The organism is Sphingomonas sp. dw_22, assembly GCF_018449795.1.
Taxonomy (GTDB): Bacteria; Pseudomonadota; Alphaproteobacteria; order Sphingomonadales; family Sphingomonadaceae; genus Sphingomonas.
On the sequence record NZ_JAAVVE010000004.1, the window covers coordinates 134,260 to 156,192 of the forward strand.

Here is a 21,933-nt window from a genome sequence, read left to right on the forward strand (position 1 = left end):
ACTATCGGTCTGCCCATGGATGAAGAATTCACGATCGTTCAGACCAACACGACGGCGCCCGAAACGCCGGTCTTCGTGCTGTCCTTCCGCCAGCGCGACGAAGTGGCGGCCGCGGCGGCGGGCGGCGGATGGCGGGTCGTGGCGGCGCGGCGCAGCGACGGGCTGGAGACGCGGTTCCTGGCGAGCGGCGCGGCGGTGGCGGTGATCGACGCGCGCGGCGCGATGACCGACGGGCTGGACGCGGCCAAGATCCTGGGGCCGGCGATCGAGACGCATGGCGCGGCGATGCTGATCCTCGTCTCGCAGAGCGATACCGTGCATATGCAGCGCTTCTACGATGCGGGCGCGACGCATTTCCTGGGCAGCCCGATGTCGTCCGCAGCCATGGCGCATGCGATCCGCTTCGCCCAGCGCCATGTCGAGCGGCTGGCCGGATGGCTGGGGCAGGGGGCCGGCGGCGGCGATCCGCTCGGCTGGCGCTTCGATCGCGAGATGCGCTCCCTGGAGATGACTCCGGCGCTGGCGACGATGCTCGACCTGCCCGAGGCGCCGGGCGTGCGCGCGATGCTGGGCCGGCTCGATCCGGCGGACCGCAAGCTGGCGCGGGCGGCGCTGCGGCGGCTCGACGGCGGAGGGGGCTCGACTGCGTTCGCGCACGACCTGCCGGGTGTCGGCCGGGTGGTGCAGCATCTCCAGTACGATGCCGAATCCGGGCGGCTCGATTCGCTGGTCGAGCCGCTGGGCATGGCGCCCGATGCCGGCGCGGCGGTGCGCGACGCGCTGACCGGCGCTCGCGACGGACCCAGTGCGCGACGCTGGATCGATAAGCGGCTCGATGAGGGAAGTCCGGTGGGGCTGGTGCTGATCGGGCTTACCCGGTTCGACACGGTCAACACTGCTTATGGCCGGGCCGCCGGCGACGAGTTGTTGCGCGGCGTTTCGCGGCGGGTGGCCGAAGTCGCCCGCGAGACGCTGGGCAAGGACGCGGTGGTCGCGCGGGTCGGCGGATCGGATTTCCTCGCCGCGAGCGTCGATCCCGGCGGCAAGGCGCTGGCGGTCGCGGCCGAGCGGATGGCGGAGGCCCTGGCGCGGCCGTTCGTGGCGGGCGGCGAGCTGGCGCATCTCGGCGCGAAGCTGGTCACGGCGGAAAGCCTGGCTGCGGACACCGCGTCGAGCCTGCTCAGGCGCGCGAGCGAGACGCTGCTGGGCGACGCCCCGGCGAACGGGCAGAGCGGGCCGCCGATCGAGGCGTTGGTCGGCGACCTGCGCAAGGGGCTGGAGCGCGGCGAGATCGGCGTGCTGTTCCAGCCGCAGGTGGCGGTCGCGACGGGCGCGATCACCGGCGTCGAGGCGCTGGCGCGCTGGCAGCATCCGCAGTTCGGCGAGGTGGGGGCCGAGCCCCTGTTCGCGGCGGCGGAGCGGGCGGGGCTGGAAAGCCTGCTAAGCGATCATGTCCAGAAACGGGCGCTGACGGTGGCGGCCCTGTGGCCGCAATCGCTGAACAAGCTGCGGCTCTCGATCAACGTGACCGCGGCCGATGTGGCCCGGCCGGGCTTTGCCGACAGTCTGCTCGGGCGGATCGATGCGAGCGGTTTTCCGCGCGCGCGGCTGACGATCGAGATCACCGAAAGCGGGATCATGGCGGACCTGAGCGAGGCGGCGCGGCTGCTTTCCGAGCTGCGCACTGCCGGATGCCGGGTGGCGATCGACGATTTCGGCACGGGCTATTCGAGCCTCGCCTATCTGAAGGCGCTGCCGCTCGACTATCTCAAGATCGACCGGAAGCTGAGCCAGGACATCACCGGCTCGCATCGCGACCGGATCGTGGTGCGCGGCGTGATCGACATGGCGCGATCGCTGGGGCTTTCAGTGGTGGCCGAGGGCGTGGAGACCGAGACGCAGCTCGACATGCTCGCCAAGGAAGGTTGCCAGTATTTCCAGGGCTATCTCTGCTCGGGGCCGATCGACGTGCCGGCACTCGCGACGCTGGTGCGCGACTGGTGAGCGGCGACGGGCGCGACGTCTCCGGCATCTGGTACGGGAGCTGGAGCTCGAACGATCCGCTTGTCTATCCCAACAGCTTCATCGCGGTGCTGGAGGAAGTGGGAGGCGCGATCGACGGCAGCGTGAGCGAGCCCGATCCTCATGGCCCGGCGCCCCTGCGCGCCACGGTGCATGGTGGGCGATCGGGCGCGCAGATCCACTGGATCAAGCAATATGACGGCGGGCGATTGTCCCACTCGGTTTATTATGCCGGCACGGTGAACGGCGACGCGACCGAGATCAGCGGTGGCTGGCGACTGGCGCATTGGAGTGGCGGCTTCTCGATGCGGCGCGAGAAGTTCAGCATCGAGGAGCTGGAGGAGGAGCGCCACGTCCTGGTCGAGCCGGGACGTGGCGGGGATTAGGCTGTTCTAGGCATCAGGCCGGGTCAGGGCCGAGATTGCCGCCGCCGGGAGCGGACGGACCGGGGGCAGCAGGGCGGTGGTTCCGTTCGCCTTGCCACGATTGCCCGCTTTGCCGGTGACGATGAAGGCCGATGCGCGTTCGGCAAGTTCGGCCACTTCCGCGCTCAGCGTGCGCGCGGCGGCCGAAGTCTCCTCGACCATCGCCGCGTTCTGCTGCGTGGCGCGGTCCATGGTGCCGATCGCGCTGGAAATTTCGGTGACGGCGATCGACTGCGCGCTATTGTCCTCGGCCATTGTGGCAAGGAGCTGGTGCACCTGGCCGACATCGCCCGAAATGTCGGCGAGCGCATTGTCGACCTTCTGCACCGCCTCGACCGCGGTGCTGATCTCGTCCTGGGTGGTGGTCAATTGCTCGCGGGCGCGCTGCGCCTCTTCCTCGGCGCGCATCGCGAGCGCCGAGACCAGGTCCGCCACGACCGCGAAGCCGCGGCCAGCCTCGCCGGCGCGGCCAGCCTCGACCGCGGCGTTCATCGCGAGGACGCGCGTCTGGAACGCGATCTTGTCGAGGCCCTCGATCACATTGTCGATGCCCTTGGCCGAGTCCGAGACGCGGCCCATGGCCTGGACCGCGAGATCGGCGATGCCGCGCCCGTCGCCGACGGTGGAGATCGCCTGATCGGCGCGGGAAACGGTCTGCCGGGCCGCATGCGCCGTGGTCTTGAGGCGAGTCTCCATCTGGCCGACCGCCGCGTTGGTTTCCTCCAGCGAAGCTGCGTTGCTCTCGGTGCGGCGGGCCAGGTCTTCGGATGCCTGGGCGATCTCGCCGATGCCGCTGTTGAGCCGGGCCGTGCCTTCGCCGACCGCGCCGATCATCGTGCGCATCTTGGCGAGGGTGGAATTATAGGCGCGCTCCAGATCGGTGAAGCCGGCAGGCATGCCGTCCAGCTCGTTGGTGAGATCGCCGCCGGCGAGCGCGTCCAGCGCTTTTTCGATGCGCTGGACCGCCATGTTCCGATCCGCCTGCGCCTCATCGACATAGGTCGTGAGCGAGACTTCCATGTCCAGCACGGCGGCCTTGGCGATGGCGATGCTCGCATCGCGCGCCGAGGGCGTGCGGAACAGGTTGAGCGCGCGCCGCCAGGGTGCGCAATGCCGATGGACGCCGGCCAGGAACTCCTCGATCAGGATCGCATAGCTGCCGACATACCAGCGCGGCTCCAGGCCGATACGCGCATGGGTGGAGCCGATGCGCCGCGTGCTGGCGTGATAGGTGCCGTCGAAATCGGCCTGGGCGATATGCTCCCAATGCTTGGCCTGGGCGGCCTTGGCCTGGCCCATGTGCGCGGCGTTGCGGAAGAAGCGGGCCGTCTCGGGCGTCTTGGCGGCGCGGGCATAGAAGCGGTCGAGCGCGCCTCCCATGATCGCGCGCAGGATAGGGTGGCTGGCCCGAAGCGTCGCGCGTTGGGTATCGCTGAACTCCATGAAGACCAATCGGGAAGAGAGTTCGTTGGTCGTCACCATGGATTCCTTTGCGGCAGATGGGCCGGCAACAGGACGTTGCCGGAAAATCGGGCTATGCCAACATTATAGGCGGCCATTCGGTGACGATTTCGGCCTACGTATATTCCCCTAGTGTGCGGCGGCGGACCTAATCAGCCCGCCGCCTTCGCCAGTCCCCGCGAAAGCTGGAGCGCGCCGTGCAGCCTGGCGCGGGGGTTCGCCCAGGTGCGGTTGATGACCAGCTTCATGTCCGGGCGCAGCCGGGCCGTGCCGTCGAGCTTGTCGACATAGGCGAGCAGGCCCGGCACGTTCGGGAACTTGTCGTCATGGAAGGTGACGAGCGCGCCCTTGGGGCCGACATCGAGCTTGGCGATGCAGGCCGTCTTGGCGTTGAGCTTCGCTTCGATGAGCTGGAGGAGATTGTCGGTCGGCTCGGGCAGCTTGCCGAAGCGATCGATCATCTCGGCGGCGAAGCTCTCGATCCCGGCCTTGTCCTCGACTTCGTTGAGGCGGCGATAGAGGCCCATGCGCAGGTCGAGATCCGGCACATATTCCTCGGGGATGAGGATCGGCGCGTCGACGGTGATCTGGGGCGACAGGTCGCGCGGGCGCTCGTCGCGCAGCCCGCCGGCGCGGGCGTCGAGGATCGCCTCTTCCAGCATCGACTGGTAGAGTTCGTAGCCGACCTCCTTGATATGGCCGGACTGCTCGTCGCCGAGCAGGTTGCCCGCGCCACGAATGTCGAGATCATGGCTGGCGAGCTGGAAGCCGGCGCCGAGCGATTCGAGATCGGACAGGACTTTGAGGCGCTTGTCGGCGGCCTCGGTCATCTGCCGCTCGGGCGGGGTGGTGAGATAGGCATAGGCGCGGGTCTTGGAACGCCCGACGCGGCCGCGGATCTGGTAGAGCTGGGCCAGGCCGAACTTGTCGGCGCGGTTGACGATCAGCGTGTTGGCGCTGGGAATGTCGAGGCCGCTCTCGATGATCGTGGTCGAGACGAGCAGGTCGTAGCGGCGATCGTAGAAGGCGGACATGCGCTCCTCGACCTCGGTCGGCGCCATCTGGCCGTGCGCGACGACATAGGTGATCTCCGGCACGTCCTCGCGCAGGAACTTCTCGATATCGGGCAGGTCGGCGATGCGGGGCGTGACGAAATAGGCCTGGCCGCCGCGATAATGCTCGCGCAGCAGCGCCTCGCGCAGCACCACCGGATCCCAGGGCATGACATAGGTGCGCACCGCCAGCCGATCGACCGGCGGGGTCTGGATCACCGACAGCTCGCGCAGGCCCGACATCGCCATCTGGAGCGTGCGCGGGATCGGCGTGGCGGTGAGGGTAAGGACGTGGACGTCCGCCTTCATCGCCTTGAGCCGTTCCTTGTGGGTGACGCCGAAACGCTGCTCCTCATCGACGATCACCAGACCCAGGCGCTTGAAGTCGACGGTCTTGGACAGCATCGCATGGGTGCCGATGACGATGTCGATCGTGCCGTCGGTGAGGCCCTCCTTGGTCGTCTTCGCCTCGGCGGCGGGGACGAGGCGCGAGAGGCGGCCGATGTTGAGCGGGAAGCCCTGGAAGCGCTCGAGGAAATTGCGGTGGTGTTGGCGGGCGAGCAGGGTGGTGGGGCAGACGACCGCGACCTGGAGGCCGCCCATCGCCGCGACGAAGGCGGCACGCAGCGCCACCTCGGTCTTGCCGAAGCCGACATCGCCGACGATCAGCCGGTCCATCGGCCGGCCGGCGGCGAGATCGCCGAGCACGTCGTTGATCGCGCGGTCCTGATCGTCGGTCTCCTCATAGGGGAAGCGATCGACAAAGGCGGGATAGCCGCCATGATCGGGTTCGAGCACCTCGCCGGGACGGACGGCGCGCTGGGCGGCGGTGGCGATGAGCTCGCCCGCGATCTCGCGGATGCGCTCCTTCATCCGCGACTTGCGGCGCTGCCATGCCTCGCCGCCCAATTTGTCGAGCGTCGCGCCTTCCTCGCCCGCGCCATAGCGGCTGAGGACTTCGAGATTCTCGACGGGGACGTAGAGCTTGTCGCCGCCCAGATAGGTGAGCGCGACGCAATCGTGCGGCGCCTTCTGGACCGGGATCTGGGTCAGCCCCTCATAGCGGCCGATGCCGTGATCGGCATGGACGACCAGATCGCCGGGGGAGAGGGTGGCAAGCTCGTTGAGGAAGGCGTCGGCGGACTTGCGACGCTTGGCGCGGCGGATGAGCCGGTCGCCCAGCATGTCCTGCTCGGTGAGAACCACGACATCGGGCGCGCTGAAGCCGTGATCGAGCGGCAGGACGGTGAGGGCGACGCCCCCACCATTATTGGTTCCCGCGGCGCCGAGCGCTTCCTGCCAGGTGTCGGCGTTGCGGGCGTTCTTCAGGCCATGGTCGGCGAGGAGGCCGGCGAGACGATCACGCGCACCCCCCGAATAGCTGGCGAGGATCGCCTTGCGGCCGCCCTTGCGGGCCTTGGCGAGGAAATCGACTACGGCTTCATAGACGTTGGCGGCGGCGGCGCGCTCGGGAGCGAAATCGCGGGGACCGTCGACGTTGAATTCGAGGACAGTCTTCGATTCGGGCTCGTGGAACGGAGTCGCGGTGTGGACCGGGCCGTGATCGAGCTTTTGTGCCCATTCCTCACCGGTCAGATAGAGCGCGGCGGCATCGAGCGGACGATAGCTGCCGGGGACGCTCGACTCGGCGCGGACGCGGTTCTCGTGATAATCGGCGACGGCCTCGAAACGCTGTTCCGCCGCTCCGCTGGTGGCGGAATCGCGGACGATCACGGCTTCGTCGGGCAAATGATCGAACAAGGTCTCCAGCCGCTCCTCGAACAGGGGCAGCCAATGCTCCATGCCGGCGAGGCGGCGGCCGTCGCTGATCGCCTGATAGAGTGGATCTCCAGTGGCAGTGGCGCCGAACTTATCACGATAGCGGCTGCGAAAGCGCTTGATCGACTCCTCGTCGAGCAGGGCTTCGGAGGCGGGGAGGAGGGTGAAGCCGTCGATGCGGCCGGTGGTGCGCTGGTCCTCGGGCGAGAAGGTGCGCACCGATTCGATCTCGTCGCCGAAGAAATCGAGGCGGAGCGGTTGCTCGGCGCCGGAGGGGAAGAGATCGACCAGGCCGCCGCGCACCGCGAACTCGCCGGCGTCGTTGACCGTGTCGAGCCGGACATAGCCGTTCGCCTGGAGCAAAGCGGTTAGGCGATCGAGGCTGATCCGCTCGCCGGGGGCGAGACGCGCGACGAGCTGGCGGATGCGGAACGGCGTGAGCGTGCGCTGGGTGGCGGCATTGACGGTGGTGACGAGCAGGCGTGGCCTGGCGGCCTTGGCCTGGAGGGCATGGAGCGTGCCGAGCCGCTCGGACATGATGCGCAGCGTCGGGCTCGCGCGGTCATAGGGGAGGCAGTCCCAGGCCGGGAAGCTGAGGATTTCCAGCTCGGGCGCGAAGAAGGGCGCGGTGGAGGCGACCGCGCGCATCGCCGCTTCGTCGGGCGCGATGAAAACGGCGGTGCCCGCGGCGCGGGCGAGATCGGCCAGCATCCAGGGCAGAAAACCGGTGGGCACGCCAGCCAGCGTCAGCGGGCGGGTGGCGGAGAGGATCGTCTTCAGGTCGGGCATCTTGGTCCAGCAAAAGCCCTCTCCCCATCGGGGAGAGGGTTGGGAGCGGGGCAGGGAGGGAGAACGCATCACACTTCCCCCTCTCCTTCACCCTCAGAGGGAATTATTCGGCGATCGGCACGTAGTTCAGCGTCTTGAGGGCATTCATCACCGTGCCCGCATAGCGCTCCGGCGCGGGCTCGATCCCCATCGCCCAGGCCATGATGTCCACGTCCTGCTCCTCCAGCAGTTCCTCGAACAGCGCGATCTCCTCTGGGCCCCAGTCGGCCGAATAACGATCGAAGAAGCCGCCGATCAGCAGGTCGGCTTCCTTGACGCCGCGATGCCAGGCACGGAAACGGAGGCGCTTGAGGCGGTGTTCGCGATCCATAGGGCTCCAACGCATATTAGCCGACAGCGCTGGAATGCGCGGTCGGCTTGGGTGTAGGGGCGGGAGATAGTCATGCGGCCCGATATTCTCAATCCACTCTTTGCCGAGATCACGGCGCTGAAGGGCATCGGCCCGGGGCTCGCCAAGCCGCTGGAGCGGCTGGGGCTGGCGCGCGCCGTCGATGTCGCCTTCCATCTGCCGACCGGATTTATCGACCGGTTGCCGCGCGAAGAGCTGGACGCGGCCGATGCGGGGCGGGTGATCGCGATCACGTTGACGGCGGTGAGCTATCGCTTCGGTGGCAGCGCCCGGGCCCCGGCGCGGGTGCAGGCGGTGGACGCCCTGGGCAATCACGTCACCCTGGTGTTCTTCGGGGGCAATTCGGGCTGGGCCAGGAAACTGCTGCCGCTGAACGAGCCGCGCTTCGTCTCGGGCAAGCTGGAGACCTATGGCCAGGAACTCCAGATCGTCCATCCGGACATCGTGGTTCCGCTGGAGGAGGCGCAGTCGGTGGGTCGCGAGGCGGTCTATCCTTGCTCCGAAGGCATCACTTCGAAGCGGATCGCGGCGCTGGCGGCGCAGGCGATCGAGCGGGCGCCCGATCTGCCCGAATGGATCGAGCCGAGCCTGAAGGCGCGGCATGGCTGGCCCGACTGGCGCGAGGCACTGGTGCGCATCCATGCCGATCCGGCGGATGCCAAGGCCCGTGAGCGGCTCGCCTATGACGAGGTGTTCGCCAACCAGCTCGCGCTGCTGCTGGTGCGGGGCGAGGCGCGGTCCAAGCGGGGTCGGGCGCTTCAGGGCGACAGGCGGCTGCGGGACGCGCTGGTCCTGCCCTATGTGCCGACCGGGGCACAGTCGCGCACCGTCCGCGAGATCGAGGGCGACATGGCGCAGAGCCAGCCGATGCTGCGGCTGCTCCAGGGCGATGTCGGCTCGGGCAAGACGCTGGTGGCGACGATGGCGCTGCTGATCGCCGCCGAGGCCGGAGCGCAGGGCGCGCTGCTGGCGCCGACCGAGATACTGGCGCGGCAGCATTTCGACAATCTCAACCGGCTGCTCGCCGGGCTCGGCGTGCGGATCGCGATCCTGACCGGGCGGGACAAGGGCAAGGCCCGCGAGGCGACGCTGATGGGGCTCGCTGCGGGCGAGATCGATATCCTGATCGGCACGCATGCGATCTTCCAGCAGGGCGTGACCTATCGCGACCTGGGGCTGGTGGTGGTCGATGAGCAGCATCGCTTCGGAGTCGCCGAGCGGATGATGCTCCAGGCCAAGGCGCAGGTGCCGCCGCATCTGCTGGTGATGACCGCGACGCCGATCCCGCGCACCCTCCAGCTCGCGAGCCATGGCGAGATGGACGTGAGCCGGCTCGATGAGATGCCGCCGGGGCGCCAGCCGATCCAGACGACGGTCATTTCGGAGGAGAAGCTTGGCCAGGTGGTGGAAGGCCTTGGCCGGCATCTCTCCGCAGGCAAGCAGGCTTATTGGGTGTGCCCGCTGGTCGAGGAGAGCGAGAAGAGCGACCTCGCCGCGGCCGAGGAGCGGGCGGAGACGCTCAGGGCGCGCTTCGGCGACAAGGTCGGGCTGGTCCATGGCCGGATGAAGGGGCCGGAGAAGGACGCGGTGATGGCCGGCTTCGCCAGCGGCGACATCGGCGTGCTGGTCGCGACGACGGTGATCGAGGTGGGCGTCGACGTGCCCAATGCGACATTGATCGTGATCGAGCATGCCGACCGGTTCGGGCTGGCGCAGCTCCATCAGTTGCGCGGGCGGGTCGGGCGAGGCGGGGGGCAGTCGCACTGCATCCTGCTGCGCGGCGACCGGCTGAGCGAGACGTCGCGGGCGCGGCTGGCGCTGATGCGGGACACGACCGACGGCTTCGTGATCGCCGAGCGCGACCTGGAGCTGCGCGGCGCGGGCGAATTGCTCGGCACCCGGCAGTCCGGCGAGCAGACCTTCAGGCTGGCGACGCCCGAGAGCCTGTCCGCGCTGATCGCCGCCGCCAATGCCGATGCGCGGCTGCTGGAGGACCAGGACCGCGCGCTCAGAACGCCGCGGGGGCAGGCGGCACGGCTGGCGCTGTACCTGTTCGAGCGCGACGCGGCGGTGGGGCTGCTCAGGGCCGGATAGCGCCCGATGAGAAAGAGCAGTCCCTCAATCGCTCGCGAAATCCTACATTGCAAGCCCGGGGTTCAGTTCGCCCGGACCATCGTGGCGATGAGCTCGTAATAGCTTGCCAGGTCGACTGCGCGCTCGAACTGGCAGCCGATGCGGCCGCCCAGCGACCAGCGGACCTCGGCGATCACCACGCCGACCTTGGGAAGCTGGACGCGGACGCGGTCGCCGACTTCGAAATGGGCCTCGCAGCGGGCCATCAGGCCATGCGGCGAGACGTTGACGATCAGGAAGGTGAGCTGTCGGGCATCCGGACCGAAGGCACGTGCGCGATAATGGACCTCGTCGCGATCGACGCGGCGATTGTCCGCAAAAGCCAGATTCCCGTACCCGAAACTCACGCGCGCCTCATCAAATGCCTTGAGGTACAATCACATATATAGACGGCGCGCATGAATTCCGGGCCAATGAAGCTGCTTAACGCGAACTTACGCACCCGGTGTCAGCAGCCCGTGATGCTTGCGCCCCGCCGAGATGCGGACGGGGGCGGAAATGGTTAATACCAGCGTTTCGTCCTCGATTTTTTCGTTGTCGACGCGCGCGCCGCCGCCCTTGATGAGCCGGCGCGCCTCGCCCTTCGACGCGCACAGGCCGAGCTCGACCAGCGCATCGACGACGCCGATGCTGCCCCCCGCCACGACGAAGGTGGGCAGCGCCTCGCCCGCGCTGCCTTCCTCGAAGGTGCGGCGCGCGGTCTCGGCGGCTTCCCCGGCGGCGGCGCGGCCGCGGCAGAGCGCGGTCGCTTCGTTGGCGAGGATCTTCTTGGCTTCGTTGATCTCCGCACCTTCGAGCGATTCGAGGCGGGCGATCTCGTCGAGCGGCAGATCGGTGAACAGGCGGAGGAACTTGCCGACGTCGCGATCGTCGGCGTTCCGCCAGAACTGCCAATATTCGTAATGCGAGAGCTGGTCTTCGTGCAGCCACACCGCGCCATTGACCGACTTGCCCATCTTCGAGCCGTCGGCCTTGGTGATGAGCGGCGTGGTGACGCCGAACAGCTCGTCGCCGTCGATGCGGCGGGTGAGCTCGATGCCGTTGACGATATTGCCCCACTGATCCGATCCGCCCATCTGGAGGCGGCACTTCACGCGGCGGGAAAGCTCCAGGAAATCATAGGCCTGGAGGATCATATAGTTGAATTCGAGGAAGGTCAGCGGCTGCTCGCGATCGAGCCGGAGCTTGACCGAATCGAAGGTCAGCATCCGGTTGATCGTGAAGTGCCGGCCGACATCGCGCAGGAACGGGATATATTCGAGCTTGTCGAGCCAATCCGCGTTGTTGACCATGACCGCGTCGGTCGGGCCGTCGCCGAAGGTGAGAAAGCGTTCGAAGATGCGGCGGATCGCGGCGATGTTGGCGGCGATACCGTCATCGTCGAGCAGCTTGCGGATCTCGTCCTTGCCCGAAGGATCGCCGACCTTGGTGGTGCCGCCGCCCATGACGACGATCGGCTTGTGACCGGCCTGTTGCAGGCGGCGCAGCAGCATGACCGAGACGAGATTGCCGACATGGAGCGACGATGCCGTGGCGTCGAAGCCGATATAGCCGGGGATCGCCTGCTTGCCCGCAAGCGCGTCGAGGCCGGCCGCGTCGGTGACCTGGTGGATATAGCCGCGCTCGGAGAGCAGGCGGAGGAGATCGGACTTGTATTCGGTCATGATGGGGGCCGCATAGCCAAAGCCGGGCCGCGCGTCATCCCCGAGGGCACGGTGCGGCGGTTGACACGGTTGACACCAGTATTGCGAAAAAATCCGGCTCGCCAAAACATGGGCCGCTTCGCATCCGCGATACGATCGGGCGATTGGGCGGAGAAAGGGCAAAAGGGCGCCATGCGGTGGAGTGGAGCAGGCGAAATCCTATTTTGAAAGCGGTTTCCGGCAGGGGTGGACGCCGCCGCGGCGCCCATGGCAGGGGACGGCGATGGCCATCCGCGTCCCGCTGCAGCTTCATCCGGACTCGATCTGCGCCGTGCAGGCGATCGAAGTGGAAGTGTCGCGCATCGCGCCGCGCCGGATCGGGCTTCGCTACTTCGCATTGGGCGGTGCCGATCACATCGAGACCGGGAGCCGGCGCGGCAAGCCGGAGCGCACCGACGAATTGTGGAAGACCACCTGTTTCGAGGCATTCGTCCAGGCCGAGGGCGATGTCGCCTATTACGAGTTCAATTTCGCGACTTCGGGCAATTGGGCGGCCTATCGCTTCGACAATCGCCGCGAGGGCATGACGGACGCGCGGGTGGAGGCCCCGCAGGCGGAATGGTCGCGCCAGCCGCCGTTCGTGCTGCGCGCCGCGCCGCTCATGCGCGAGGAGGAGCAGGAGAAGGCGGCCTTCCGGGCAAACGATGGCTGGCTGGGCGCGAGGCTGATGCTCGACCATGCGATGGACCTGCCGCTCGGCCGGCCCTGGCGGCTGGGGCTGAGCGCGGTGATCGAGGAGCGTGGCGGCCGCAAATCCTGGTGGGCGCTGAAACACCCCGCCGGCGCGCCGGATTTCCACGATCCCGCTTGCTTCACCCTGCAACTCCCGGCAGCATGCTGAACCCATGAAATTCGGTATCGACCGGCTGCTCGCCGACCCTGAACTCCGCAAGCCGCTCGACGGCAAGCGCGTGGCGCTGCTGGCGCATCCCGCCTCGGTCACGGCGGATCTGACGCATTCGCTCGACGCGCTGGTGGCGAGCGGGCTCGACATCTCGGCAGTGTTCGGGCCGCAGCACGGCGTGCGGGGCGATCTGCAGGACAATATGATGGAGTCGCCCGACTTCACCGATCCGACCTATGGCATGCCGGTGTTCAGCCTGTACGGCGAAGTACGGCGGCCGACCGGGCAATCGATGGGCACGTTCGACGTGATTCTGATCGATCTTCAGGATGTTGGCTGCCGTATCTACACTTTCGTCACAACATTGCTCTACGTGCTCGAAGCGGCGGCGGAGCATGGCAAGGCGGTGTGGGTGCTCGATCGCCCCAATCCCGCCGGGCGGCCGGTGGAGGGGCTGACGCTGCTGCCGGGCTGGGAGAGCTTCGTCGGGGCGGGGCCGATGCCGATGCGGCACGGGATGACGCTGGGCGAGATGGGGCGCTGGTTCGTCGATCATTTCGGGCTCGACGTCGACTATCGCGTGATCGGGATGGAGGGCTGGCAGCCCGAGGCCGGACCCGGTTTCGGCTGGCCGGGCGAGCGCGTCTGGATCAATCCGAGCCCCAATGCGGCGAACGTCAACATGGCGCGGGCCTATGCCGGCACGGTGATGCTGGAGGGGACGACGCTGTCCGAAGGGCGCGGGACGACGCGGCCGCTGGAGCTGTTCGGCGCGCCGGATATCGACGCCAAGCGCGTGATCGCCGAGATGCGGGGGCTGGCGCCCGAATGGCTGGCGGGCTGCACGCTGCGGGACATGTGGTTCCAGCCGACCTTCCACAAGCATGTCGGCCAGCTCTGCTCGGGCGCGTTCATCCATGCCGAGGGTCCGGGATACGATCATGCGGCGTTCAAACCGTGGCGGCTCCAGGCGCTGGGCTTCAAGGCGATCCGGCGATTGTACCCCGATTACGAGCTGTGGCGCGATTTTCCGTATGAATATGTGTTCGACAAGCTGGCGATCGACGTCATCAACGGCGGGCCGGGCCTGCGCGAATGGGTGGACGATGCGGGCGCCGTGCCGGGGGATCTGGATGCGGTGACGCTGCCGGACGAGGCTGCGTGGGTCGAGACGCGGCGGGGGTATCTGCTGTACTGATTCTTGTTCGCGCAACGGCGCGGCGACGCGACGATTTCGGGATATGCGGGCGAGGCGCCCATTTTTCTTCTCGTCGCGGCGTCGCGCGAATTTCTACACTTGATCCCAAAGCCACCGGCCGAAGTGCTGGGCCTTGTCCGCCAGCGAACCCTTCACGCCTCCAATGGCTCTCCCAGCCTCCCGGTGGACCCCGGCGCTTCGGCCGGGGTGACGATGGGGGAGGCGATCCGCCCGACTTCATAACATTCGAGATGTCTTCCCATGATTGCGCGCCATGTCCGAACCGCTTAACCACCCGATCATGCTGGCGGGGTTGATTTTTGCGATCGAGGAGGCGAGCGACCGGCCGGGCTCGCTCGTGGCGACGCTGCCGTTCGGCGGCATGACGCTGCTCGAATATCAGATAAGGCTGCTGAACGGCGCGGGCGCCGGGCAGATACTGATCGCGGTGGGCAAGATGACGCCCGGACTGCTGGCGGCGGTCAACCGCGCGTCGAAACAGGCCCCGATCGAGATCGTGCGATCGGCCGAGGAAGCGGCGGAGAAGGCGCATCCCGATGCGCGCGTGCTGGTGCTCGCCGATGGGCTGGTTACGATCGATCCGGTGGTGGACCGCATGGCCGCCGATGGCCCCGAGGCTTTGCTGGTGACCGACGACGCGGGATCGCCCGCGGCGATCGAGCGGCTCGACATGAAGGATTGCTGGGCCGGGATCGCGCGCATCTCCCCCGATCAGCTCGCCCAGATCGCGCGGATGCCCGAGGATTACGACTTCCAGTCGGCGCTGCTGCGCGTGGCGGCGCAATCGGGCGCCGAGCATGTGTCGCTCACCAAGGGCTGGCAGCGCGGCGGCCATGCCGTGGAGCGCAGCGCCGAGGGGCTGGCCTCGCGCAATGCCAGCGTGCTGACCGCGCTGACCGAGCGGCGGCCCGACTGGGCGGATCGCTGGATCTTCACGCGGGGCGCACGGATGGTGCTGCCCGAGCTGGTCTCGCGCGGGGTGCCGGGGATCGCGCCGACGCTGCTGGGCGGGATTCTGGGGCTGGGTTCGCTGGCAGGCATCTGGTTCGGCTGGAGCGGCGTGGGGCTGGCGGGCTCGCTGGCGGCGACGGCTTCGATCGCGACCGGCGCGGCGATGGCGGCTTTGAGGGGCGAGGAGCGGCGGGCGCGGCGGATCGAGGCCGGCATAACCTTGCTGTTCGCGGCGGTGATCCTGCTGTGCGGCTGGACCGGGTTCCGGGCGATCGGGACGGCGACGCCGCCAGTGCTGGCGCTGATCGGCGTCGCGGCGCAATTGCTGGTCGAGCGGGCAGCCTCGCTGCCGCGGCGCTGGTGGGCGAGTCCTTCGGCGCATCTGCTGCTGCTGACGCCCTTCGCGCTGGCCGGGCAGATCGAATATGGACTGGGCGCGGTGGCGGCCTATGCCTTCGCCACGCTGGCGGCCGCGGTTGAGGCGACACGCGAAAAGCCTTAGTCTCGTCTTAACGACGCTTCGCATATTCCGGGGGCTATGTCGGACCATCCCGTCGACATGCGCGATGGCCACGCCATCGGCGCAACCGAGCTGCTCGCGCGTGCGGCGGCTGCGGAGCTCTGCGTCCAGCGCGGATTGCAGGTGACGATCGACGATTTCTTCCTGCCCGAGGGCGCGCGGCTGGACGAGCATAGCCGATCGGCGCTGGCGGAGTTGCTGCGCGCGCTGGTCGCCACGGTGGAGAGCCAGATACGGCGTCATGGCGGCGATCTGACGCCGGAGCCGGTGTTCGCGCGGCTGATGCGATCCGGGCTGCTGCACGATCCCGAGCTGATGGCCGAGCTGATCGGACGGGTGCGGCAGGATCTGCTGGGGCAGGAATTGCCGGCGCATGCGCCCGACGATCCCGAGCGGCCGAGCCTCATCAACCGATTCGTCGAGCATCCGGACCGGGTGGTCGCGGCGAGCGCGATGGCGCTGCTGATCGCCGAAAGCCGGCGCCGGGCCAGTCCCGAAACGGGACATTTCATCCAGACCGACCTGCCCGCCGAGCTGCACCACCGTCTCGTCTGGTGGGTGGCGGCGGCGCTGCGGGAGGGAAGCGACGACCCGACCGCCGCGCTCGACCATGCGCTGTCCGAGGCGGCGACGCGCGCGCTTGCCGCCTATGACGAGGGCGACCGGCTGGAGACTTCGGCGATGCGCTTCGCCGTTGCGGTCAATCCGCAGCGTGGGGAGCTTTCGGACCTGCTGGTCGAGGCGCTGGGGGACCGGCGCATCGTGCTGTTCATCGCGCTGCTCGGGCATGCGCTGGGCGTGGACTACGGACTTGCGCGCGAGATGGTGCTGGACGCTTCGGGCGATCGGCTGTGGCTGGCGCTGCGGGCGCTGGAGATGCCGCGCGCGGCGGTGGCGCAGGTGGGTTATGCGCTGTGCGAGGCCGATCCGCGGCGCGACCTGGAGAGCTTCGCCGAGCTGCTCGACGCGATCGCCGCGATCGAGCCGATTCAGGCACGCGCGGCGCTGACGCCGCTGCGGCTCCATCCCGATTATCGTGCCGCCCTGCTGGCGCTGCGGCGGGGAGGGGCGCGATGAACGCGCACGATCCTGTCATGCCGATGGCGATCGGGCGGCTCGATTCGGGCGGGCGGCTGATCGATGCCGAGCGGCTGCTGCTGGAGCTCAACCAGCGGGCGGGCGGCGTGCCTGGCGCGCCGCTGGCCGTGCCGCAGATCGCGGCGCTCGCCCGGCTTTCGCAGCGGCTGGGCATCGCGATCTCGCGCAACGTGATCGCGGCGGACGGCGACGACGATATCGAGCTTTGGGTGCGGGCCGAGCCCGAGCTGGGCGGCGTAAGGCTCGAAGTGAGCGGGTGGCGGCCGCGGCCGGCATGGCGCGCCGCCGCGACCGATCCCGAGCGCGACGGCGATTTCTTCCGCTCCGCCGCCGACTGGCTGTGGGAGACCGATGCGTCGCTGCGCATCACCTTCCTCTCGATCGATGCGGGGGAGCGGTACGGATTCGATACGGGTGCGATGTTCGGGCAGCCGCTGACCCGGCTGTTCGCGCTGGAGCATGACGAAGCGGGCAATCTGCCGATCCTGAACGCAGTGACCGCCCAGGCGCGGTTCGACGGGCAGAAGGCGGAACTGCGCGGCACCGGGCGGATGGTGCGGCTGGCCGCGACGCCGCGCACCGATCCGGGCGGGCGCTTCGCCGGGTTCGTCGGCGGGGCGTATATGATCGACGAGGCGTTGCCGCGCCCGCCGCTCGACGCGCCGGTGCCCGGGCCGGCCATGCCGTTCGGGGGCTTTCCCGATTCGTTCAGCCGCCGGCTCGACCGCGCGCTGCGGGGGCCGCTCAGCAAGATCATCGCCAATGCCGATTCGATCAGCGCCGAGACCGAGGGCCCTCTCAGGAGCGACTATGCCGAATATGCGGCCGACATCGCCAATGCGGGGCGGCACCTGCTGGGGCTGGTGGAGGATCTGGTCGATCTCCAGGCGGTGGAGCGCGAGGACTTCGCGCCGCTGCAGGAGCCGATCGACCTTGCCGATGTCGCGCGGCGTGCCGGCGGGCTGCTGACGGTGCGCGCCAACCAGGCGAATGTGCGGATCGACCGGTCGGCGCTGGACGAGGAAATGCCCGTCACCGGCGAGTTCCGCCGGGCGCTGCAGGTGATGGTGAACCTGATCGGCAATGCGGTGCGCTATTCGCCGCCGGGCGGGATGGTGTGGCTGCGGCTGGAGCGCGACGGCGACATGGGCTGCGTGATCGTCGCCGACCAGGGCAAGGGCATCGCGATCGAGGACCAGGAACGGATCTTCGAGAAGTTCGAGCGAGTCGACCCCAACGAGCCGGGCGGCAGCGGGCTGGGCCTCTATATCTCGCGGCGGCTGGCGCGGGCGATGGGTGGCGACCTGCTGGTCGACAGCGCGCCGGGCATGGGCGCACGGTTCGTGTTCACGCTGCCCCTGCGCGGCTGAGGCCGGCACCCGCCCGGTGGGCGAGCGACCGGCCCGGGTTCAGCGGCAGATCCTCACGCGATGGTGGTGGCGCCATTCGACCCAGCAATGGCGGTGATAGCGGCCGCGATAGGCATAGCGACGGTCCCAGCCACGATTATAGCCGCGATGGTGTCCGCGATCGTGGCGGTCGTAGCGTTGCTCGTGGCGGTCGCCGCGATAGCGCTGGGCCTCGGCCGGCGCGGCGGCGGCGATGGTGGCGACGGCGATGCCCGCCGCGGCGATGATCCTGGTAAGCGTCTTCATCTCTGCTTCCTCTCTTTTTCCCGCTGGCGAGGGGAATAAGGGACGCATGCGTTCGCGTTGCTGAATCGGTCGTTGGGCTGGGTTAAGGTTAAGGGCTTCACCGGATTCGGCGGGCTTGCCCGGTCGGATAGGCTTCCGCCCATGAGAGCCGGGAATCTTCTGCTGCTGATTTGCGGGCTGGCCGCGTCGATCGTCTATGTCGGCACGGATCTGGTCGCGGCTTCGCGCTATCCGGGATACAGCTTCACGGATCAGGCGGTGAGCGAGTTGTTCGCGATCGGCGCGCCGACGCGTTTCCTCGTGGTTCCCCTGTTCAGCATCGCGAGCCTGCTCCTGCTGGCGTTCGCATGGGGGGTGTGGCTGTCCGCCGGCGGCAGTCCGATGCTGCGACTCGTGGCGGTCATGTCCGCGGCGAGCGCCGTCGATGCCCTGATCCTGTGGAACGCCTTTCCGATGCACATGCGCGGGGCCGAGCGGACCTTCACCGACACGATGCACCTGATATTGGGCGCGAACCCGTTCGTCTGGCTGGCGCTGATCTTCGGCGCGACGGCGTTTCGGGGCCGGTTCCGGACCGCTTCGATCGCGACGCTCATCCTGCTGGTGCTGCCGGCGGTCTTCGCGTTCCGGTACGTCCACGCGCTCGACATGGGCGAGGCCACGCCGGGGCTCGGGCTGGCCGAGCGCGTCTCGCAATATGGCTATCAGCTGTGGCAGGCCGCGCTGGCGCTTCTGCTCATAAACAAAACCGGCACCCCGCTTTCACGGAATGCCGGTTGAATTTCAGCGAGGCGTGCGCTCAGCGCTGGCCGACGGGCACGTAGTCGCGCTGGGTCGGGCCGGTGTAGAGCTGGCGCGGGCGGCCGATCTTCTGCTCGGGGTCCGAGATCATCTCGTTCCACTGCGCCACCCAGCCCACGGTGCGGGCCAGCGCGAACAGCGCGGTGAACATCGTGGTCGGGAAGCCGATCGCCGAGAGGATCACGCCCGAATAGAAATCGACGTTCGGGAACAGCTTCTTCTCGATGAAGTACGGATCCTTGAGCGCCATTTCCTCGAGCTGCAGCGCCACCTCGAACACCGGATCGTTGACCTTGAGCGCGTCGAACACCTCGCGGACGGTCTTCTGCATCACGGTCGCGCGCGGATCGTAGTTCTTGTAGACGCGGTGGCCGAAGCCCATCAGGCGGAACGGATCGTTCTTGTCCTTGGCGCGCGCGATGAACTCGGGGATGCGCTCCGGACGGCCGATCTCGTGCAGCATGTTGAGCGCCGCCTCGTTCGCGCCGCCATGTGCCGGGCCCCACAGGCAGGCGATGCCCGCCGCGATGCAGGCGAACGGGTTCGCGCCCGACGAGCCGGCGAGGCGCACGGTCGAGGTCGAGGCGTTCTGCTCGTGATCGGCGTGGAGGATGAAGATGCGGTCGAGCGCCTTCTCCACCACCGGGTTCACCTCATATTTCTCCGCAGGCACGCCGAAGGTCATGCGCAGGAAGTTGCCGGTGTAGCTCAGCGAGTTGTCCGGATAGAGGAACGGCTGGCCGACGCTGTACTTATAGGCCATCGCCGCGATCGTCGGCATCTTGGCGATCAGGCGGTGCGACGCGATCATGCGCTGTTTCGGATCGGTGATGTCGGTCGAGTCGTGATAGAAGGCCGAGAGCGCGCCGGCGACGCCGCACATCACCGCCATCGGATGCGCATCGCGGCGGAAACCGCGATAGAAGGTGGCGAGCTGCTCGTGCAGCATGGTGTGGCGGGTGATCGTGTTCTCGAACTTGGTCAGCTCGTCCTGAGTCGGCAGCTCGCCGTTCAGGAGGAGGTACGAGACTTCCATGAAGCTCGAATTCTCGGCGAGCTGGCCGATCGGATAGCCGCGATGGAGCAGGACGCCCTCGTCGCCGTCGATGAAGGTCAGGCCCGATTCGCAGCTCGCCGTGGAAGTGAAGCCGGGATCATAGGTGAACATCCCCGTCTGGCCATAGAGCTTGCGGATATCGACGACGTCCGGGCCGGTGCTGCCCTTCAGGATCGGATATTCGACTTCCTTCCCCGGAACCTGCAGCTTCGCGGTGTCGCTCATACACGTCGTCCTTTGTTGGCCCGTTTTTCAGGCGGGCACGGTCATCTGATCTGCGATGCGGGCCAGGCTTTCCTCGCGTCCCAGCAATGCCAGGACATCGAAAATGCCCGGCGAGGTTCGCCGCCCGACCAGTGCTGCGCGCAACGGTTGCGCAGCGGCGCCGAGCTTGACCCCCGCATCTTCCGCGACGGTGCGTACCGCCGCTTCGAGCGCCTCCGTATCCCAGGCTTCGACCGCGTCAAGCGCGGTGTGGAGCCGGGCCAGCAGCGCCCGCGCGTCGCCCTCTAGCAGAGCCGCCGCGCCCTCGTCCAATTCGAGTGGGCGCGTGCGAAACAGGAAGGCGGCACCTTCCGATAATTCCAGCAGATTCGCGGCCCTGGGCTTCAAAGCTGCCATGCCGCGACGCAGCAGATCGTGCTGCGACTCGGTGAGTTCGAACGGGAGTCGCGCGGCCACCAGATCGGCCAGCCGGGCATCGTCGGCGGCGCGGATATAATGGCCGTTGAGGTTTTCGAGCTTCTTGAGATCGAAGCGCGACGGGCTCTTGCCGACCCCCGAAAGATCGAACCATTCGATCGCCTGTTCGCGGGTGATGATCTCGTCGTCGCCATGGCCCCAGCCGAGTCGGAGCAGGTAATTCGACAGCGCCTCGGGCAGGATGCCCATCTCGTCGCGATAGGCGTCCACGCCCAGCGCGCCGTGGCGCTTGGAGAGCTTGGCGCCGTCGGCCCCATGGATCAGCGGGATATGGGCATAGGCCGGCTCGGGCCACCCCATGGCCCGATAGATGGGAAGCTGGCGGAAGGCGTTGTTGAGATGATCGTCGCCGCGGATCACGTGCGTCACGCCCATGTCGTGATCGTCCACCACCACCGCGAGCATATAGGTCGGCGTGCCGTCCGAGCGGAGCAGGACCATGTCGTCGAGCTCGGCATTGTTGACGGTGACCGGGCCCTGGACCTGATCCTCGATCGTGACCGAACCCTCGCGCGGGGCCTTGAGGCGAATCACATAGGGAGCGCCGGCCGGAGCCTCGCTCTCGTCGCGGTCGCGCCAGCGGCCGTCATAGCGCAGCGGCTGCTTGTTCGCCCTCTGCTCGGCGCGCATCGCTTCCAGCTCTTCGGCGGTGGCGAAGCATTTATAGGCATGGCCGTTCGCCAGCATCGCGCGGGCAACCTCGGCATGGCGTTCGGCGCGGGCGAACTGGAAGACTTCCTCGCCGTCCCAATCGAGGCCGAGCCAGCGCAGCCCGTCCAGGATCGCCTCGATCGCCGGCTGGGTGGAGCGCACGCGATCGGTATCCTCGATGCGCAGCAGGAACTTGCCGCCGTGATGGCGGGCATAGAGAAGGTTGAACAGCGCGGTGCGCGCGCCGCCGATGTGCAGGAATCCGGTGGGGGAAGGCGCGAAGCGCGTCACCACGGGTTTGGTGCCGGTGTCAGATGTTGCGCTCAACCGCGCATGCTCCCAGACTTGATGATCGATGGCCAGTTCAGCCGCCGAGGCCCCTAGCACGGGGTTTTCCTCCCTACAAATGGGGGCGTGGCTGCGATTCCACCAGATAGGCGCGGCGCTGGAGCGCCGGTTGGAAGCGGAGCGCGAGCAGCTCGTGCTGTGGCTGCCGGTGCTGCTGGGAGCGGGAATCACCGGGTGGTTCGTGCTGCCCGATGCGCCGCGATGGATCGGCTTCCTGCTGGCCGGTTCGGCGCTGGGGCTGATCGGGGCGATTCTGGGCGGCCGGTTCGGGCGGGTGGTGCTGATCGCGGGCGTGACGGCGGCGGCGGGGTGCG

Annotated in this window: 17 protein-coding genes and 1 pseudogene; 10 read left to right on the forward strand and 8 right to left on the reverse strand. The window is 68.0% G+C overall.

Annotation, left to right across the window (positions count from 1 at the left end):
- Positions 1 to 15: 15 nt before the first annotated feature.
- Positions 16 to 2,004 (forward strand): bifunctional diguanylate cyclase/phosphodiesterase, encoded by a 1,989-nt coding sequence (locus HB724_RS03250; protein ID WP_213979465.1) that lies wholly within the window; start codon positions 16 to 18, stop codon positions 2,002 to 2,004.
- Positions 2,001 to 2,408 (forward strand): hypothetical protein, encoded by a 408-nt coding sequence (locus HB724_RS03255; RefSeq protein ID WP_213979466.1) that lies wholly within the window; start codon positions 2,001 to 2,003, stop codon positions 2,406 to 2,408. Before HB724_RS03250 ends, HB724_RS03255 begins: the two co-directional genes overlap by 4 nt.
- A gap of 6 nt (positions 2,409 to 2,414) precedes the next feature.
- On the opposite strand, the gene HB724_RS03260 is transcribed toward HB724_RS03255, so the two are convergent.
- The 3 genes from HB724_RS03260 to HB724_RS03270 all read right to left on the reverse strand — a co-directional run bounded on the left by HB724_RS03260 (position 2,415) and on the right by HB724_RS03270 (position 7,898).
- A complete protein-coding gene (locus HB724_RS03260; RefSeq protein WP_346344658.1) occupies positions 2,415 to 3,926 on the reverse strand; it encodes a protoglobin domain-containing protein in 1,512 nt (503 codons plus the stop codon).
- Between the two features lie 134 nt (positions 3,927 to 4,060).
- Positions 4,061 to 7,528 (reverse strand): transcription-repair coupling factor, encoded by a 3,468-nt coding sequence (mfd, locus tag HB724_RS03265; protein ID WP_213979468.1) that lies wholly within the window; start codon positions 7,526 to 7,528, stop codon positions 4,061 to 4,063.
- Between the two features lie 103 nt (positions 7,529 to 7,631).
- The gene (locus HB724_RS03270; RefSeq protein WP_213979469.1) at positions 7,632 to 7,898 is read right to left on the reverse strand and encodes a succinate dehydrogenase assembly factor 2; all 267 of its coding nucleotides are present in this window, start codon (positions 7,896 to 7,898) and stop codon (positions 7,632 to 7,634) included.
- 72 nt (positions 7,899 to 7,970) lie between these two features.
- On the opposite strand from HB724_RS03270, the gene recG reads away from it, so the two are divergent.
- Positions 7,971 to 10,031: an ATP-dependent DNA helicase RecG gene (recG, locus tag HB724_RS03275; RefSeq protein ID WP_213979470.1), complete on the forward strand. Its 2,061-nt coding sequence runs from the start codon at positions 7,971 to 7,973 to the stop codon at positions 10,029 to 10,031.
- Between the two features lie 62 nt (positions 10,032 to 10,093).
- Here the strand turns inward: recG and HB724_RS03280 are convergent, their stop codons facing one another.
- Together HB724_RS03280 and tyrS are read right to left on the reverse strand one after the other, a co-directional pair.
- Positions 10,094 to 10,417: a PilZ domain-containing protein gene (locus HB724_RS03280; RefSeq protein WP_346344659.1), complete on the reverse strand. Its 324-nt coding sequence runs from the start codon at positions 10,415 to 10,417 to the stop codon at positions 10,094 to 10,096.
- Between the two features lie 87 nt (positions 10,418 to 10,504).
- The gene (tyrS, locus tag HB724_RS03285; protein ID WP_213979471.1) at positions 10,505 to 11,734 is read right to left on the reverse strand and encodes a tyrosine--tRNA ligase; all 1,230 of its coding nucleotides are present in this window, start codon (positions 11,732 to 11,734) and stop codon (positions 10,505 to 10,507) included.
- 262 nt (positions 11,735 to 11,996) lie between these two features.
- Between tyrS and HB724_RS03290 the strand changes: the two genes are divergently transcribed.
- From HB724_RS03290 to HB724_RS03310, 5 genes are all read left to right on the forward strand, one after another.
- Positions 11,997 to 12,614: a DOMON-like domain-containing protein gene (locus HB724_RS03290; protein ID WP_213979472.1), complete on the forward strand. Its 618-nt coding sequence runs from the start codon at positions 11,997 to 11,999 to the stop codon at positions 12,612 to 12,614.
- 4 nt (positions 12,615 to 12,618) lie between these two features.
- Positions 12,619 to 13,815, forward strand: a complete 1,197-nt coding sequence (locus tag HB724_RS03295) for a DUF1343 domain-containing protein (protein WP_213979473.1) — start codon at positions 12,619 to 12,621, stop codon at positions 13,813 to 13,815.
- Between the two features lie 274 nt (positions 13,816 to 14,089).
- Positions 14,090 to 15,289 carry a hypothetical protein gene (locus tag HB724_RS03300; protein WP_256731291.1) on the forward strand — a complete coding sequence of 400 codons (1,200 nt, stop codon included), beginning with the start codon at positions 14,090 to 14,092 and terminating at the stop codon, positions 15,287 to 15,289.
- A 36-nt stretch (positions 15,290 to 15,325) separates the two neighbouring features.
- Positions 15,326 to 16,384: a DUF2336 domain-containing protein gene (locus tag HB724_RS03305; RefSeq protein WP_213979474.1), complete on the forward strand. Its 1,059-nt coding sequence runs from the start codon at positions 15,326 to 15,328 to the stop codon at positions 16,382 to 16,384.
- The gene (locus HB724_RS03310; RefSeq protein WP_213979475.1) at positions 16,381 to 17,775 is read left to right on the forward strand and encodes an ATP-binding protein; all 1,395 of its coding nucleotides are present in this window, start codon (positions 16,381 to 16,383) and stop codon (positions 17,773 to 17,775) included. The genes HB724_RS03305 and HB724_RS03310 overlap by 4 nt, the downstream gene beginning before the upstream one ends.
- Before the next feature lie 39 nt (positions 17,776 to 17,814).
- Here the strand turns inward: HB724_RS03310 and HB724_RS03315 are convergent, their stop codons facing one another.
- Entirely contained in the window at positions 17,815 to 18,060 is a 246-nt protein-coding gene (locus HB724_RS03315; RefSeq protein WP_213979476.1) for a hypothetical protein, read from the reverse strand.
- Between the two features lie 141 nt (positions 18,061 to 18,201).
- On the opposite strand from HB724_RS03315, the gene HB724_RS03320 reads away from it, so the two are divergent.
- The gene (locus HB724_RS03320; RefSeq protein ID WP_213979477.1) at positions 18,202 to 18,840 is read left to right on the forward strand and encodes a DUF998 domain-containing protein; all 639 of its coding nucleotides are present in this window, start codon (positions 18,202 to 18,204) and stop codon (positions 18,838 to 18,840) included.
- Positions 18,841 to 18,859: 19 nt separating this feature from the next.
- On the opposite strand, the gene HB724_RS03325 is transcribed toward HB724_RS03320, so the two are convergent.
- Together HB724_RS03325 and gltX are read right to left on the reverse strand one after the other, a co-directional pair.
- Positions 18,860 to 20,143, reverse strand: a complete 1,284-nt coding sequence (locus HB724_RS03325; protein ID WP_213979478.1) for a citrate synthase — start codon at positions 20,141 to 20,143, stop codon at positions 18,860 to 18,862.
- A 27-nt stretch (positions 20,144 to 20,170) separates the two neighbouring features.
- Positions 20,171 to 21,598 (reverse strand): glutamate--tRNA ligase, encoded by a 1,428-nt coding sequence (gltX, locus tag HB724_RS03330; RefSeq protein WP_218625051.1) that lies wholly within the window; start codon positions 21,596 to 21,598, stop codon positions 20,171 to 20,173.
- A gap of 79 nt (positions 21,599 to 21,677) precedes the next feature.
- Here gltX and HB724_RS03335 point away from each other — a divergent pair.
- A pseudogene (locus tag HB724_RS03335) lies at positions 21,678 to 21,933 on the forward strand (competence protein ComEC); the annotation flags it as partial.

Bases quoted from the DNA above. Each gene is read 5' to 3' on its own strand.
- HB724_RS03320 (WP_213979477.1), top strand. From the start codon at position 18,202: ATGAGAGCCGGGAATCTTCTGCTGCTGATTTGCGGGCTGGCCGCGTCG.
- HB724_RS03310 (WP_213979475.1), top strand. From the start codon at position 16,381: ATGAACGCGCACGATCCTGTCATGCCGATGGCGATCGGGCGGCTCGAT.
- HB724_RS03325 (WP_213979478.1), bottom strand. From the start codon at position 20,143: ATGAGCGACACCGCGAAGCTGCAGGTTCCGGGGAAGGAAGTCGAATAT.
- HB724_RS03270 (WP_213979469.1), bottom strand. From the start codon at position 7,898: ATGGATCGCGAACACCGCCTCAAGCGCCTCCGTTTCCGTGCCTGGCAT.
- HB724_RS03315 (WP_213979476.1), bottom strand. From the start codon at position 18,060: ATGAAGACGCTTACCAGGATCATCGCCGCGGCGGGCATCGCCGTCGCC.
- HB724_RS03250 (WP_213979465.1), top strand. From the start codon at position 16: ATGGATGAAGAATTCACGATCGTTCAGACCAACACGACGGCGCCCGAA.
- HB724_RS03295 (WP_213979473.1), top strand. From the start codon at position 12,619: ATGAAATTCGGTATCGACCGGCTGCTCGCCGACCCTGAACTCCGCAAG.
- HB724_RS03290 (WP_213979472.1), top strand. From the start codon at position 11,997: ATGGCCATCCGCGTCCCGCTGCAGCTTCATCCGGACTCGATCTGCGCC.
- HB724_RS03300 (WP_256731291.1), top strand. From the start codon at position 14,090: ATGTCCGAACCGCTTAACCACCCGATCATGCTGGCGGGGTTGATTTTT.
- HB724_RS03305 (WP_213979474.1), top strand. From the start codon at position 15,326: ATGTCGGACCATCCCGTCGACATGCGCGATGGCCACGCCATCGGCGCA.
- recG (WP_213979470.1), top strand. From the start codon at position 7,971: ATGCGGCCCGATATTCTCAATCCACTCTTTGCCGAGATCACGGCGCTG.
- tyrS (WP_213979471.1), bottom strand. From the start codon at position 11,734: ATGACCGAATACAAGTCCGATCTCCTCCGCCTGCTCTCCGAGCGCGGC.
- mfd (WP_213979468.1), bottom strand. From the start codon at position 7,528: ATGCCCGACCTGAAGACGATCCTCTCCGCCACCCGCCCGCTGACGCTG.